The following is a 14,644-nucleotide window of genomic DNA, read 5'->3' as shown; positions in this document are numbered from 1 at the left end:
CCCCCCCCCCCCCCCCCGCCACTGCTGGCGCTCCTGCTCATCTTGCCACGCCACCTCAGGGCGATCGCGCAACCGCCAGAACCAGATGGTGTTGGAGCCGGTGATAGGGCCAATCCAGAAGAAGAGCGACTCCCGCTCGGGGATACGGACGGTCGAGAAGATCAGGGTGTCGGGGGTGTGCAGCGCCAGCTGATAGGCGCGGGCCCATGGCAACAGACGCACGCCGGGCGGATCCAGCGTCAGGTGGCTGCGAGCCAGCAGCTCACTCAGCACGGCCACGGAGAAACCACTCACCTGACCCTCCGGGGTCTGCCAGTTATAGGGGGGTTTGTCCTCAGTCACCGCCTGCAACGCCTGACCAGAGCCCAGCCAGAGCAGGCACAGCGCTGCCGCCCACACTCTCATCCCCACCACACCTCCTTGTCCACCCGGATATCTCCCTAGCGTGCCCGAGCCAACACCCGAGCCACCCGATCCGGATCAAGATCGCCGTGTTCGCCCAGCATCGTCAACCCAAAATGGCGCAAATTGGAACATATGGCCGTCATGCACCCCTCGTGCAAACCGTAATCGCTGAGGCGGGTTGCCACCCCCATCTGCCGAAAGAAGGCCTCGATATGCTGGATACACGCCTCGCTCAGCGTCGCGCTCTCCTGCTGCGGGAGTTGCCAGACCCGCCGGCCCAGCTGACAGAGCTTCTCCTGCTTGGCCATCGCCTGCTCGCGCAGCAGCGAAGGGAGCACCACGGCCAGGCTCTGGGCATGGTCCAGCCCATAGAGCGCGGTGAGCTGATGGCCGATGGCATGGGTCGACCAATCTTGCGGCACGCCACGACCAATAAGGCCGTTGAGCGCCAACGAGGCGGCCCACATCAGGTTGGCCCGCACCGGGTAGTTATCGGGCTCGCTCAGGGCGCGCGGCCCATTGTCGATGAGGGCCAGCAGCAGCCCCTCGGCGAGGCGATCCTGCACATCGGCCTGCACCGGATAGGTGAGGTACTGCTCGAGGATATGCACGAAGGCGTCCACCACGCCGTTGCCCACCTGACGCGCCGGCAGGCTGAAGGTGACGGCCGGATCGAGCACCGCAAAGCGCGGCTGCAAGTGGGGGCTGCGAAATGACAGCTTGGCCGCCCCCCGACTGATCACCGCCACCGGGTTGCTCTCCGAGCCGGTGGCCGGCAGGGTCAGCACACAGCCGAGCGGCAACGCCCCTTCGACGGCCACCTTGTCGGCCAGCAAGGCCCAGGGGTCGCCCCCCTGAAACGGCGCGGCGGCGGCCACGAACTTGGCGCCATCCAGCACCGAACCGCCCCCCACGGCGAGCAGAAAGTCGATGCGCTCACGGCGCACCAGTTCGACCGCCTGCATCAGGGTGTCATAGTCGGGATTGGCGCCGATACCGGAGAACTCGAACCAGTCGCGCCCGGCCAACGCCTCGCAGACCTGCGCATAAACGCCGTTACGCTTGATGCTGCCGCCGCCATAGAGCAGCAACAGGCGGGCTTTGGCCGGCAGCAGGGCGCGGATGGCCGCAATCTCGCCCCGGCCGAAGTAGATCTGGGTCGGATTGGCGTAGTGGAAGTTGTGCATGTGTCCCCCTTGAATCTCGGGGCATTGTGCCCCCGCCGCCGGAGCGGGTCAAAACCGGCCGGTATCGACACCGGCCAGAGAGGGAAGAAGAGGGGTCGCCACCCGGCGACCCTGAGGGATCACTGGCGCTTGACCACCAGAGGGCCGAAGCTCTGGGCGACCGGCATGATCTCGATGCTGTTGATGTTGACGTGGGCCGGCTGCTGACTGATCCACAGCACTGTGTTGGCGATATCCTCGGGACGGATGAACTCCACCCCCTGATAGACGGCCGCCGCCTTGGCATCGTCACCGTGAAAGCGCACATTGGAGAACTCGGTGCCACCGCACAGACCCGGCTCCACATTGGTGACCCGCAGCGGAGTGCCGGCCAGATCGGCGCGCAGATTGAGGCTGAAATGCTTCACGAAGGCCTTGGTGGCCCCATAGACGTTGCCACCCGGATAGGGGTAGGTGCCGGCGATGGAGCCGATGTTGATCACCTGACCGCCGCCACGCTCCACCATGCCCGGCAACAGCAGCCGAGTGATGCGGGTCAGCCCCAGAATATTGGTGGCGATCATCTGCTCCCAGTCCTCTTGGTCAGCCCGGTGAGCCGGCTCGAGGCCAAGCGCGAGGCCGGCGTTGTTGACCAGCAGACTCACCGCCTGCCACTCGGCCGGCAGGCCCGCCACGGCCGCCTCGGTGGCCGCCCTGTCCTGAATATCGAATGCCAGCGGCAGAAACGCCGCCCCCAGCTCCTGGGCCAGTGCCGCCAGTCGCTCCTGCCTGCGCCCCGTACCGATGACGCGCCAGCCGTGCTGCACCAGAGTGCGGCTGATGGCCGCCCCGAACCCGGCCGATGCGCCGGTCACCATTGCTATCATCACAAGCCTCCTCTGCTTGAAAACGCGATCTTCACTCCCGATCCAGCTCGCGACCGGTGATCCGGCGCCAGACAAAGACCAGCAGATGCAACAGAAACAGTCCCCCTCCCGCCAAGGCGAACAGGGCGCCGGTGAGGGCGTTGACCGAGGTGTCGGCCCCACACCACCACCACACCAGCAGACCGGCCACCCCCACCAGCAAGGTCTGGATGGCACAGGTGCGGCAACGGCCCAGCTTGGCGCGCAAGGCATCGCCGAGGCAATGCTCGCAACTCATGGCGCCAGCACCCTGCGCTGACCGTGGTGGCCGGGGCCGTAGTAATCGGGCAAACGGGTCATGATGCGAAAGCCGAGCGCATCGTAAAGGGCGAGCCCCTCCTCGTTGCGCTCGCTCACCTCGAGGCGCACGCCTCGCCACCCCTCGGCGTGGCTACGCCGGATCACTTCGCCGAGCAGCCAACGCGCCCACCCCTGGCGCCGCACCTTCCAGTGCACCGCCAGCGTCTGCACCACCAACCGGCGCCAGCCTCGATGGGGCAGCACGCACAGATAGGCCATCAAGGCCCCTTCCCGATCCCGCAGTAGCCAGGTCTCGCAGCGTCCCGCCCTCAACAGCTCGCGCCAACGGGCATGGCCGAAGGCGATCTCCGGCGCAAACAGGTAGCGCTCCAGCTTCACGATGTCGGCCAGATCATCCGAGGTAGCGGGGCAAAACGAGAGGATTGTGCGGTCCGGCTGGGCAATATTTATCTTCAGCACCAAAAATGCGACTTGTATCACAAGTTATCAAAGGACCATAGTAGCCACTGTAACCTGTTTTCCTCCCCTTGCGCCATTGTTGTGGACCGGTGCATCGACGCCCACTGGGGAACCCGCCCTTCATTGCGGCGGGTCTCTCTTGTGGAGTTTCCGTCATGAGTACCTATGTCATCGTCGAAGAGACAACGGACTGGCCCTGCCAGGCCGACTACCTGCTGACCGCCCGCAGCTACCTGCAACACGGCCTGCCCACCACAGGGGGAAGGGCGCGCCTCATCAACCTGTGCCGCTCCATGGAGCACCTCAGCGCCGGCTACTACTGCTCCTTGCTGGCCCAGGCGCGCAGCCACCACTGCCTGCCGGAGATCGAGACCCTCAGCGTGCGGGTTCCGCCCCAGCCGCCGGCCAAGCTGTGGCGCAAATTGCAGGGGTGGCTGGAGGAGTGCCACGAGGATCGCCTCTGCATCCGCGCCATCTTCGGCCAGTGTGACGAGCCGGCCCTGGCCGGCCTCACCCGCTACTACTACGGCCTGACCCAGCAGCCGTTGCAGGCACTGACCCTGAAACGCGGCCGCCACGGCTGGTCGGTGCGCCGCCTCGAGAGCCTCTCGCCGCTCAGTCTCGACGACAACGAGCGGGCCCTGATGCTCGGCCATGTGCAGGCCATGGTGGAGGAGGCCGAGAGCGAGAGCCTCACCCCCACCTATCAGCTCGCGATCTTGGTCGACCCGGCCGACGGCCGCGCCAGCAGCGATCCGCTGGCCCTGCAACGCTTTACTCGCGCCGCCGCCGCCCAGGGGATCCGCGCCGAGATCCTCTCCCCTTCCGCCATAGAGCGGTTGCCCGAATTCGACACCCTGTGGCTGCGGGCCGAGACCGCTGTAGGCCACTACACCTTTGAGTTCGCCCGCCGCGCCGAACAGTTGCAGATGCCGGTGGTGGACAGTTCGCGCGCCATCCTGGCCTGTAGCAACAAGCTCTACCTCTACGAGCTGATGGTGCGCAGCGGCGTGCCCATGCCCCCCACCACAGTGGTCACCCGGCGTGGCCGCCACCACGCCGCCGAGCTGATCCAGCGCCTCGGCCTGCCACTCATCGTCAAGATCCCGGACGGGGCGCTCGGCCGCGATCTGGCCATGGCGCATAACGAGAACGAACTCTCGCGCCTGCTCGATGAGGGGCTGGCCCGCTCGGCCCTGCTGCTGGTGCAGCGCCGCATTCCCGCCGAGTTCGACTGGCGCATCGGCTTTCTCGACGGCGCCCCCCTGTTTGCCTGTCGCCGCTATCGCCCCGAGCCGGGCAGCCGCATTCGCCGCCGCAAGCACCCGCTCGACATGAGCCGCATCGAGGCACTGCCCCTCGACGACGTGCCGGAGCGGGTGCTCTACACGGCGCGCAAGGCGGTGCATCAGCTGGGGGATGGTCTGTTCGGGGTGGATCTGCGCCAGATTGGCGAGCGCGAGTGCATCCTGCTGGAAATTGTCGACAATCCCTGGATCCGCGGAGATATTGAGGACAGAGAGGCCCGTGACCTCTACGATCGCCTCGCCCGCGCCTTCCGCCTGCGCCTCGACAACCGGGGCCAGGAGCCGGGCCACTGACCACCACACGCCAAGGAGCCTTGATGATCGATATCGCCCCCTTCGCCTGGAGCCACATCCTCGCCTGCCTGACCTGCGGCACCCTGGTGGGGCTGGAGCGCCAGCTGCGCGGCAAGCCGGTCGGCATCCGCACCTCGTCGCTCATCATCCTCGGCAGTTACTGCTTTCTCGCCATGAGCAGCCACCTCAGCAGCCAGGTGGCGGATCAGGCCAGGGTGCTGGGCCAGCTCATCACCGGCATCGGTTTTCTCGGCGCCGGGGTGATGATGACCCAGAACGGTCAGGTGATGGGCGTGACCTCGGCCGCCACGGTCTGGATGCTGGCGGCGCTCGGCGCCATGATCGGCCTCGACATGCTGCACCAGGCGGTGGCCCTCACCCTGGTGACCCTGACCATCCTGGTCGGGGTGGATTGGCTCGAGGGCAGCTTCAAGCAGTTGCAGCGCGGGGTGCACCGCCGCCTCGAGAGCTGGCGCCACCATGATGGCGACACCCTAGAGAAGTAGCCGCTAAATCTGGTAGTCCGGCTCATCCTCCTGCTGGCCGAGCACCCGCCCCTGAATGTCGGAGAGCGAGAGCGCCGGATTGCACAGCTGGATGAACTGCCACACGAAGTTGGGTTGGTACTGCCCCTGCTTGAGGCCGATCCAGGCGGTGTGCGGGGCAAACAGGTGGCTGCCGTCGAGCTGCACCAGATTGGCATCGCGCGCCGCATCGAACGCCATGTCGGCCAGGATCCCCACCCCCAAGCCCAACTCCACATAGGTCTTGATGACGTCCGAATCCTGCGCCGAAAGCAGGATCTCCGGGATGATCCCGGCGCTGGCGAACGCCTCGTCAACCCTGGCCCGGCCGGTTAGCCCCGACTGGTAGGTGATGATGGGCCACTCGGCCAGCTGTGCCAGGGTCAACGCCGCCTGCTGCAACAGCGGGTGATCGCGCGGCACCACCACGTTGTGGTGCCAGCGGTAGTAGGGGAAGGCGACGATGCCGGTACTGCGCTCCAGCCGCTCGCTGCTGATCCCCACGTCCATCTCGCCGCTTTGCAGCAGCCGCACTATCTCGTCCGGGCTGCCCTGATGCAGCTCCAGCTGCACCTGGGGAAACTGCTCGCGAAATCCCTTCACCACCCGTGGCAAGGCATAGCGGGCCTGGGTGTGGGTGGTGGTGACCCGCAGCCGCCCCGCCTCGCGGTTGGCAAAGCTGCTGGCCAGCTGGCGGATGTTGTGGGCATCGCTCAGGATCCGCTCGGCCATCACCAGCAGCTCCTTGCCCGGCGCCGTCATGCCGAGCAGCCGCTTGCCGTGGCGCACGAACAGGGCCACCCCCAGTTCCTCCTCCAGCTCGCGGATGTGGCGGCTCACCCCGGACTGGGAGGTGTAGAGGGCGTTGGCCACCTCGGTCAGGTTGCATTCGCGCCGCGCCGCCTCACGGATGATACGCAGTTGCTGAAAATTCATCGCCCCTCCCTAGATCTGGTAATCCGGATAGAACTGGGCCTGACGCGCCACCAGCCGCACCGCCTGACCCGGTTGCAGGGTACGGGCCAGCTGCTTGTCCACTTCGGCCTCATAGAGGCGCAGGCCACGCTCGCTCTGACCGCGCAGCTCTACCCGGGTGCGGGCTCCCATCGGCAGCAGGCGGGCGATCACCGCCGGCACCCCCTCACCCGATTCGGCCGGCGCGATCTCCAGCTCGTGCGGACGCACATAGGCCACCGCCGCGCTGCCCGGCGTGAGGCTGGCCGGCACGGCACCACGGATCAGCTGGTCATCGATGCCAAGACCAAGCTCGGCCACCCGGCCATGGAACAGGTTGACGCTACCGAGGAAGCTGTGCACGAAGGAGCTGGCAGGCTGCTCGTAGACCTCGGCCGGGGTGCCGATCTGCTCGACCCGGCCGGCGTTCATCAGCACCACCCGATCGGCCACCTCGAGGGCCTCCTCCTGGTCGTGGGTGACAAACAGGCTGGTGACGTGCAGCTCGTCGTGCAGGTCGCGCAGCCAGCGGCGCAGCTCCTTGCGCACCTGGGCGTCGAGGGCGCCGAACGGCTCGTCGAGCAGCAGCACCTTGGGCTGCACCGCCAGGGCGCGGGCCAGGGCCACCCGCTGGCGCTGACCGCCGGAGAGCTGGGCCGGGTAGCGGCCGGCCACGTGGCCGAGCTGCACCAGCTCGAGCAGTTCGTTGACCCGGGCGCGAATGGCGTTCTCGTCCGGGCGCAGGCCACGCGGTTTGACGCGCAGGCCGAAGGCCACGTTCTCGAACACCGTCATGTGGCGAAACAGGGCGTAGTGCTGAAACACGAAGCCGACATTGCGCTCGCGCACGTGCAGATCCGAGGCATCCTCGCCCCGGATGATGACGCGGCCGCTGTCTGCCTGCTCGAGGCCGGCGATGATGCGCAGCAAGGTGGTCTTGCCGCAGCCGGACGGCCCGAGCAGGGCCACCAGCTCCCCGTCGTGAAAGTCGAGGCTGATCTCCTGCAGGGCGGCGTACTGGTTGAAGTTTTTGTTCAGATGCTGGACTTGAATGCTCATGGGTTCACCTTTCACGTCTGCAGAAAATCAGTGTTTCTGTCCGCCGCCACGCAGGCGGGAGAGCAGGGTCTCGCCCACCAGGGTGGCGATACCGAACAGGGCAAGCAGGCTGGCCACCGCAAAGGCGGCGCCGGTCTGGTACTCGTTGTAGAGGATCTCGATGTGCAGCGGCAGGGTGTTGGTCTGCCCGCGGATGTGGCCCGAGACCACGGAGACGGCGCCAAACTCCCCCACCGCCCGGGCCGTCGAGAGCAGCACGCCGTACATCAGGCTCCAGCGGATGCCGGGCAGGGTGACCCGCCAGAACATCTGCAAGGCGCTGGCGCCGAGCATCATGGCCGCCTCCTCCTCTTCCGGGCCGCGCGCCTCCATCTGCGGCAGCAGCTCGCGCACCACGAACGGCACCGTGATGAAGGTCGTGGCGAGGATGATCCCCGGGGTGGCGAAGATGATCTTGATGTCGTAGGCGCTCAGCCACTCGCCGAACCAGCCGCGGCTGCCAAACATCAGCACGAACATCAGGCCGGCAATCACAGGTGAGACCGAGAACGGCAGGTCGATGAGGGTGATGAGCAGCTGACGGCCAGGGAAACGGAAACGGGCGATGGCCCAGGCGGCGGCAAGGCCAAACAGCACGTTGAGCGGCACCGAGCAGAGAGTCACCAGGGCGGTCAGCCCCAGCGCGCTCAGGGCATCGGGCTCGCTGATGGCAAACCAGAATGCCTTGAGGCCAGGGGTCAGCGCCTGGATGAAGACGATAGCGAGGGGCAGCAGCAGCAGGGCGGCAAACCAGCCAAGTCCGAGGGTGATGAGCAGCCCCTTCACCCAGCGCGGCTCGCGAGTCACCACGGGGGCAAGCGGGGCCGGCGTGGCGGCCTGTGGCAGCTCCAGTGTCATGTCGCTCATACCCGGGTTCCTCCGATACGCTGCCAGCTCCACGCCTGCAACTTGTTGATGAGCAGCAGCAGCACGAACGAGATGGCCAGCATCACCACGGCAATGGCCGAGGCGCCGGCATAGTCGTACTCCTCCAAGTGGCTCATGATCATCAAGGGGGCGATCTCCGACACCATGGGCAGGTTGCCGGCGATGAAGATGACCGAGCCGTACTCCCCCACCCCGCGGGCGAAGGCCAGTGCAAAGCCGGTCAGCAGCGCCGGCAGCAGGGTCGGCCACAACACGCGGGCAAAGGTCTGCCAGCGGTTGGCACCGAGGCAGGCGGCCGCCTCTTCCTGCTCGCTCTCCAGCTCGCGCAGCACAGGTTGCAGGGTGCGCACCACGAACGGCAGACCGATGAAGGTCAGGGCGATCACCACCCCGATGGGGTTGTAGGCCAGCTCGATACCCAGCGGCGCCACCCACTGACCAATCCAGCCATTGGGGGCGAAGATGGCGCACAGGGCGATGCCCGAGACCGCCGTCGGCATGGCAAACGGCAGATCGATCAGGGCGTCGACCAGGCGACGGCCGGGGAAGGTGTAGCGCACCAGCACCCAGGCCAGGATCAGGCCAAACACGGCGTTGAGGCCGGCGCCGATGAGGGCGGCGACGAAACTCAGGCGAAACGAGGCGAGCACCCGTGGCTGGCTCACCACCTGCCAAAACTCGGCGGCACTCAGGTTGTTGACCGAGAAGATCACCAGCGCCGAGATGGGCAGCAGCACCAGCACACCGAGATAAGCCAGGGTGAAGCCGAGGGTGGGCCCTAGTCCGGGAAGGACTGAATAAGAACTGGATCGCATAACGACTCCATTCGTTATAAAAATTTCAGCGATTGTGTCTCCTCTCCCCTCCGGTGACAAAGATCGATTCCGCCTTTGCTATGCCATTTTTGCCATAAGCGATGCCGGCATAAAAAAACCCGCCGGGTGGCGGGTTCTTATCGAGGTGGGTTGGCCGGTCAGAGCCGGCCCTGCTGGCGTAGCGGATAACGCCCCTGGCTGTCGGGCTGACCGAGGAAGGGCAACCCTTGGCGCATCTGCTCCGGCAGCTCGGGGCCCGGCTTGAGAAACCCTTGGAACAGGTACTGGCGATGTGCTTGCAGCTCCAGCTTGCCGTTGACCGAGACCTGCTCCGAACTCTGGTGCAGCTCAGCCACCAGCTTGCCCTGCTGGCACCGCAGCTTGGCGCTGGGATCGGCCAAGTCGAGCTGGCCGGCCGGGGTATTGGCTTCGGCTCCGACCCAGTCGAGCACGCCGTAGAGGCGATCGCACCAGGGCTGCCCCTGGGTGAACTCGGTCACATTGAGCTGCAATCTTCCCGCCACATCGAGTGGGAAGGGGGGGCGCTGCGGCAACCGCTCGAGCACCCAGGCCGCCGGGGCACTCAGCACCAGATCGTGCGCCTGCACTCCCCCACGCCAGGTCAGGGTGCCGTGCCCGTTCAGGCCGCCACGCTCGCCAAAGCGCAGTGCTACCTGGGGGGAGAGGGTCAGCAGCGACCAGCCGTTGAGATCCCACTGCACGTTGCTGAAACGCTCACTGGCGTAGCGCAGGCGGGCCGCCTGCCCCTGCCACAAGGTGCCGCTCACCCCCTCCAGACTCACCATGGGCGGCAGGGGGGCGAAACGCACCACCAGCTCGGCCGGCAGGCGGGCGACGAGGAAAATAAGGTAAGCGAGCAGGAACAGGGTTCCTATCAGGATGCGCTGTTTCATAGGGGACGACTCAGTTGCAAACGACGAACCTTCACCATGCCGGGGGGCTGGTTCTCACGGGCTATCTCGATCACCTGCACCTGAATGCCGTAGCGGTCGGTCAGCTCAGCGATCCACAGCAACAGGGAGTCGAAGGGGATGGTGTCGATCCACACCTGCAGATCCTGACCCTGTGGTTGCAGGCGGGCGATGGTGATCTTGTGGTTGGAAGCGGTGCGGTTGATCACCCCCTCCAGGGTGCCGCCGGTGTCGACCTGGCGTCCGGTCACCGCCTGCAACGCCAAGACCATCTCCCCCTTCTCCTTGAGCCAGCCCAGGGTGCGCTGTTGGGCCGCCACCTGCCGCTCACGTTCGGCGACCCGGTCTGCCAGCGGCTGCCATACGCCCCAGTAGAGGAGTCCGACCAGCAGGGAGACCCCCCCGATGCCGACCAGCCGCTGCTCGCGGGGTGAGATGCTGCCCCACCAGGCCCGCAGTGCGTTCATCATGACTTGCTCCTCAGGATCAGCATGCCTTCCACCTTGCCCTCATCATTGCGCATCTCCCCCTGCTGCACGGCGAAGCGCTCGCCGGCCAGCTCACGGAAACGCTCCACCTCGGCGAAGCTGGGAGCGCGCACCTGCAACCGCAGCTCGCGGCGGGTGGCATCGTAACGGATCACCTGGGGCTTGAGCCCCTTCACCTCGGCAAACAGCGGCGCCAGCTCGGTCAGCCAGCGCAGCACACCGCTCTTGTCGTTGCTCTGGCCGAGCGCCTTGAGGTGCTGCTCCATCTGGCTGCGTACGTTCACGATCCGGCTCTCGCCGGGGAAGATGCGGGTGTAGACCTGGCGGATCTCGGCCTTGAGCGCCTTGTCCTGCGCATCGAGCTGATGCAGCTGCAAACCGCGGTTGAGCAGCACTGCCAGCAGCAGCAGGCCGGCGGTGATCGCCACCTTGCGCCACTGCAACCAGTACTTGGCGTATTCGGTCTGGGGCTTGAAGGCCCCTTGCAGCAGATTGACCCGGCTGACCAGGGCACCACGCGCCAGCAGCAGCATCGGCAACTCGGGATCGGCGCCATGCCACTCACCGGGCACACCGGCCGGGGCTGGGGTATGGCTGTAAATCGGCGGCACCTCCCCCGTCAGCAGTAGTGGCAGCAGCACGGCGTCGGCCACCACCCCTTCATATTCCCCTTGGCGCAGCAACCACTCTTCGCCGAGTTGCAGCGCACTCCACCCCTCAGCCGGCAGCGGCAGTGCCAGCACGTCCGGCAGCAGGCGGCTGGCGCTGAGACCGGCCTCGGCCAACCAGCCCAGCCAGCTGCGCATCCGCTCACCATCGACGGCGGCCAGGCTCACCTCGCTGCCGGTATGGCCGAGCACGGCGATGTGCAGATCCTCGACGTCGGAGGCCACCTGATCTTCCAGCAGATAGGGCAGCGCCTTGTGCGACTGCCGGTTATAACGACCGGGCAGGGTGACCCGCCGCAAGATGAGATCACTGCCGGGCACCAGCACCAGCACCGGGCGGCCTCCGGCGCGCTCGCTCAGCTCGCCCAGTGCATGGGCGGACGACAACACGCCGGAGGCGATGATCTCCCCCTGCGCCGCCGACCAGACCAGCCAATGCACCGGCTGCTCCCGACTCGTTCCGAGACGGACGACCAGACTCTCGCTCACCTGTTATGCCTCTCCCTCAATGCCACTCCTCACCGTCGTCTTGCAGACGACGGATCACGGTAAATTTGTTGTCACGACCCCGTTGCAGCACGCTGGTCAGGAAGGCGCGACTGTCGCCCACCTCGGCCACCATGTGCGCCTCAAACAGATCGCTTTTGAGGATGATGGTGTTGCGGGCCAGCTCACTCCAGCCGGCCAGCTCGGCCACCACCGCTTCGTTATTCTCCCAGCCCTTCTTCGGGCGGTTGCGCAGCACCTGCTTGGCGTCATCAAGCCCCATGCTCCCCTCGCTCAGGGCCACCAGCAACTCGGGCTGATCCACCCCTATGGTGTTGAGGTTCACCTTGAGATCGGTGCCGCCCCGCACGCACACATAGGGGCGTAGCTTGCGGTACAGGGTCGGGGTGACGCCGCGCACCGCGCGCAGCTCGTCGACCGAGGCCAGCGGCTGGTTGGCCGGCAGATAGGCAGGCTTGAGCCCCTCATAGTAGGCATCCTCCGCCCCCTCGCCGCTGATCACCGTGTCGCTGTCGATCCAGTCGCGCAGGGCATCGGTGATCTGGCTCGACTCATATTCATCCAGCTCCAGCGCCAGCAGCAGCTGCTTGAACGCCCGCGCCGGGTAGGGCTGGCCGGTCTCGCCCGAGCTATTCGGCGTGCCCAGGCTGTTGAGATTGAAGCAGCCGTAGAGATCGCGCACCCGACCACTCAGGGTGCCATCTGGCAGCGGGAAGGTGGCATCGTCACGGGCCCAGTGCTGGCCGAGGTGGGTCACCTCGGGGCTATCTTTGGCATCCTGAGCCAGCGCCTTGGCCACCAATGCCTCGGCCGACATGGCGTACCACCACGCCTGCTTGCCGGCGCTGAGGTTGGCGGTGCGGCGCAGTTCGATCTGCAACCGCCCACTCATCTGGGTCGCCACCACCACCATGACGGCGAGGATCAGCATCACCACCAGCAGGGCCATGCCCCGTGCGCGCCTAGCTCCCCGCATTATCAATCCTCTGGCCACCGGCCCCGATCAGGAACTGGCGCCGGATCAGGCCGAGATCGTCGAGCTCCAGCTCGACCGCGATGCCCTGCGGCAGCACCTCGCGCTGGCTCCAGCTCTCCTGCCAGTTTCCCCTGTCATAGAAGTAGAGGCGAAACGCCCCCACCCCTTCCAGCATGGGGCGCACCTGGGCCTCGGTGCCGATCACCGGGTCGGGATAGCGAAAGCTCAGGCGCTCCAGCTTGTTCCCCTTGAGGCGCCAGCCGACCCGCTGCAAGCCGGAGCGCGGCAGCATGCCATCCGGGTTGAGCCAGCCGCCGCGAATGAAGGCGATGCCCCAGTCGTCGCTCTCCTGACCAAAGCGCGAGGCGGCGATCGCCACCCGGTTGGCCTCTCCCTCGATGCGGCCGCTGCGCGGCAGCATCTGGGTCAGATCCCGCTCCAGCGCGCCGAGCGCGATCTGCAACTCGCCCAGCCGGGCCTCTTTGCGCTTGGCCACCTCATCGCTGGCCAGCACCCCCTGCAACACCTGATAGGCGCCGAGGCTCAGGCCTGCGAAGATGGCGATGGCCACCAGCATCTCGAGCAGGGTGAAACCGTGTTGCGATCGCATCGTCATTTGTTGATATAGGTCCGCAGCAGGGTGATGGGATTGGGCCCCTTGGCCTCATCGCGCACCTCCAGCTCAATCAGCCGGAAGTTGGCATCCTGGGTCGGCTGGCCGCGATAGCGCCAGTACCACTTGCTGCCGGCCAGCTCGCTCTCCCCCTCGATCCAGCTCTCACCCGGCCACTTCTGCTCGAGGCGCAGCTGCACCAACTGGTTCTCTGCCACCCAGGTGGCGAGGGTCTTCTGCTCCAGATAGGAGAGGCCGGAGAGGTGCTCGCTGGCGGTTTTCATCACCGCCAAGCCGGCGATGGCAAACACCGCCAGCGCCACCATCACCTCGAGCAGGGTCATGCCGCGCGCCTTCACTCTTCCTCCTGCTCCAGGGTGACCTTGCCAAACTCGTCCCCCATGAGCCGCCGGTGCGAGGTGCTCCCCTCCTGTTCGCGGGTCAGTTCCAGCGTAAAGGGGGTCAACTCGTTGCCGGGGAAGATCAGCACCTGGGGGGAGCGCTTTTGTTCGTCACGCTGCTGCTCCGCCGCCTCGTCCCGATCCGCCTGCCAGCCAAAACCGTCCACCTCCAGGGTGGTCGCCATCCCCTCCGGCAGGGTGTGACGCGACAGCAGGCGATCGTCGCCGATGGCCTGCCACTTGCGCTCCTTGCCGGTGCGCACCATGAATTGCCAGCCATCCTGCTCAACCCGCAGGCCGAGCAGGCGCCCCTCCATGACCGCGCGCTCCTGCGCCTGTTGCAGGGCGACGCGAAAACGGGTGGTCTGGTGATCCAGCTCGCGATCCCCCTGCACCGACCCCATGCTGAGGGTGACCGCACCGGCCACCAGCCCCATCAACAGGGCGACCAGCATGACCTCGAGCAGGGTGAAGCCGCGGGCGGGACGCTGCACTTACTGGAAGTCCTTCAGGTTCCAGTTGCCGATGTCATCCTCGGTGCCGGCCTCGCCGTCCTGCCCCATGGAGAAGACGTCGATCTTGCCGTTCTGGCCCGGGCTCAGCAGCTGGTAGGGGTTGCTCCAGGGGTCCTGCGGCAGGCGCTTGATGTAGCCCCCGTCGCGATAGCTGCGCGGCTCCGGCTCAACGCTCGGCTTGGTAACCAGCGCTTCCAGCCCCTGCTCGGTGGTCGGGTAGCGGTTGTTGTCGAGCTTGTACATGTCGAGGGCATTTTCCAGCGCGACGATGTCGGAGACCGCCTTCTGCTGATCCGCCTTCTCCTTGTTACCCATCAGGTTGGGCACCACCAGGCTGGCCAGGATCCCCAGGATCACGATGACCACCATCACTTCCAGCAGGGTGAAACCCCGTTGACGACGCTTGTGCATTGTTGACTCCATTGCAGGTTAAAAGTGGTAACGGCA

Annotated in this window: 18 protein-coding genes and 1 pseudogene; 2 read left to right on the top strand and 17 right to left on the bottom strand. The window is 66.3% G+C overall.

What is annotated here, in order from left to right; all coding sequences use genetic code 11:
- From BN1134_RS20005 to BN1134_RS10280, 5 genes and pseudogenes are all read right to left on the bottom strand, one after another.
- A pseudogene (locus BN1134_RS20005) lies at positions 1 to 405 on the bottom strand (hypothetical protein); the annotation flags it as partial.
- A 35-nt stretch (positions 406 to 440) separates the two neighbouring features.
- Complete coding sequence (locus tag BN1134_RS10295; protein WP_042047069.1) at positions 441 to 1,592, bottom strand: iron-containing alcohol dehydrogenase; 1,152 nt, start codon at positions 1,590 to 1,592, stop codon at positions 441 to 443.
- 119 nt (positions 1,593 to 1,711) lie between these two features.
- Positions 1,712 to 2,458, bottom strand: coding sequence for an SDR family oxidoreductase (locus tag BN1134_RS10290; protein WP_042047068.1), 747 nt, complete (start codon positions 2,456 to 2,458; stop codon positions 1,712 to 1,714).
- Between the two features lie 31 nt (positions 2,459 to 2,489).
- On the bottom strand, positions 2,490 to 2,735 hold the full coding sequence (locus tag BN1134_RS10285; RefSeq protein WP_042047067.1) for a DUF3624 family protein: 246 nt from the start codon (positions 2,733 to 2,735) through the stop codon (positions 2,490 to 2,492).
- Entirely contained in the window at positions 2,732 to 3,217 is a 486-nt protein-coding gene (locus BN1134_RS10280; protein WP_232300625.1) for a GNAT family N-acetyltransferase, read from the bottom strand. The genes BN1134_RS10285 and BN1134_RS10280 overlap by 4 nt, the downstream gene beginning before the upstream one ends.
- Before the next feature lie 155 nt (positions 3,218 to 3,372).
- Here BN1134_RS10280 and BN1134_RS10275 point away from each other — a divergent pair, with 155 nt between their 5' ends.
- Positions 3,373 to 4,818, top strand: a complete 1,446-nt coding sequence (locus BN1134_RS10275) for a RimK family protein (RefSeq protein WP_042047066.1) — start codon at positions 3,373 to 3,375, stop codon at positions 4,816 to 4,818.
- Between the two features lie 23 nt (positions 4,819 to 4,841).
- Complete coding sequence (locus BN1134_RS10270; protein WP_042047065.1) at positions 4,842 to 5,324, top strand: MgtC/SapB family protein; 483 nt, start codon at positions 4,842 to 4,844, stop codon at positions 5,322 to 5,324.
- Positions 5,325 to 5,327: 3 nt separating this feature from the next.
- Here BN1134_RS10270 and cbl read toward each other — a convergent pair whose 3' ends face one another.
- From cbl to exeG, 12 genes are all read right to left on the bottom strand, one after another.
- Positions 5,328 to 6,278, bottom strand: coding sequence for an HTH-type transcriptional regulator Cbl (cbl, locus tag BN1134_RS10265; RefSeq protein WP_042047063.1), 951 nt, complete (start codon positions 6,276 to 6,278; stop codon positions 5,328 to 5,330).
- A gap of 9 nt (positions 6,279 to 6,287) precedes the next feature.
- A complete protein-coding gene (locus BN1134_RS10260) occupies positions 6,288 to 7,355 on the bottom strand; it encodes a sulfate/molybdate ABC transporter ATP-binding protein (protein WP_042047061.1) in 1,068 nt (355 codons plus the stop codon).
- A 27-nt stretch (positions 7,356 to 7,382) separates the two neighbouring features.
- Positions 7,383 to 8,261, bottom strand: coding sequence for a sulfate ABC transporter permease subunit CysW (cysW, locus tag BN1134_RS10255; protein WP_042047060.1), 879 nt, complete (start codon positions 8,259 to 8,261; stop codon positions 7,383 to 7,385).
- Positions 8,258 to 9,097 carry a sulfate ABC transporter permease subunit CysT gene (gene cysT / locus BN1134_RS10250; protein WP_042047059.1) on the bottom strand — a complete coding sequence of 280 codons (840 nt, stop codon included), beginning with the start codon at positions 9,095 to 9,097 and terminating at the stop codon, positions 8,258 to 8,260. Before cysT ends, cysW begins: the two co-directional genes overlap by 4 nt.
- Before the next feature lie 158 nt (positions 9,098 to 9,255).
- Entirely contained in the window at positions 9,256 to 10,011 is a 756-nt protein-coding gene (locus BN1134_RS10245) for a type II secretion system protein N (protein ID WP_042047058.1), read from the bottom strand.
- Positions 10,008 to 10,499: a GspM family type II secretion system protein ExeM gene (gene exeM / locus BN1134_RS10240; protein WP_042047056.1), complete on the bottom strand. Its 492-nt coding sequence runs from the start codon at positions 10,497 to 10,499 to the stop codon at positions 10,008 to 10,010. The genes BN1134_RS10245 and exeM overlap by 4 nt, the downstream gene beginning before the upstream one ends.
- Complete coding sequence (gene exeL, locus BN1134_RS10235) at positions 10,496 to 11,674, bottom strand: GspL family type II secretion system protein ExeL (RefSeq protein WP_042047055.1); 1,179 nt, start codon at positions 11,672 to 11,674, stop codon at positions 10,496 to 10,498. The genes exeM and exeL overlap by 4 nt, the downstream gene beginning before the upstream one ends.
- Positions 11,675 to 11,690: 16 nt before the next feature.
- Complete coding sequence (gene gspK, locus BN1134_RS10230) at positions 11,691 to 12,668, bottom strand: type II secretion system minor pseudopilin GspK (protein WP_198133166.1); 978 nt, start codon at positions 12,666 to 12,668, stop codon at positions 11,691 to 11,693.
- Positions 12,655 to 13,284: a GspJ family T2SS minor pseudopilin variant ExeJ gene (gene exeJ, locus BN1134_RS10225; RefSeq protein WP_232300624.1), complete on the bottom strand. Its 630-nt coding sequence runs from the start codon at positions 13,282 to 13,284 to the stop codon at positions 12,655 to 12,657. The genes gspK and exeJ overlap by 14 nt, the downstream gene beginning before the upstream one ends.
- Positions 13,281 to 13,640, bottom strand: a complete 360-nt coding sequence (gspI, locus tag BN1134_RS10220; RefSeq protein ID WP_084214774.1) for a type II secretion system minor pseudopilin GspI — start codon at positions 13,638 to 13,640, stop codon at positions 13,281 to 13,283. The genes exeJ and gspI overlap by 4 nt, the downstream gene beginning before the upstream one ends.
- Positions 13,637 to 14,176, bottom strand: coding sequence for a type II secretion system minor pseudopilin GspH (gene gspH / locus BN1134_RS10215; RefSeq protein WP_269746968.1), 540 nt, complete (start codon positions 14,174 to 14,176; stop codon positions 13,637 to 13,639). Before gspH ends, gspI begins: the two co-directional genes overlap by 4 nt.
- Positions 14,177 to 14,608, bottom strand: coding sequence for a GspG family T2SS major pseudopilin variant ExeG (gene exeG / locus BN1134_RS10210; protein WP_042047052.1), 432 nt, complete (start codon positions 14,606 to 14,608; stop codon positions 14,177 to 14,179).
- Between the last annotated feature and the right edge of the window lie 36 nt (positions 14,609 to 14,644).

Source organism: Aeromonas simiae (assembly GCF_000820125.1).
In the GTDB taxonomy this organism is placed as follows: domain Bacteria; phylum Pseudomonadota; class Gammaproteobacteria; order Enterobacterales; family Aeromonadaceae; genus Aeromonas; species Aeromonas simiae.
Note: the sequence above shows the minus strand (reverse complement) of the source record. Positions and strands in the feature narration are given on the sequence as shown.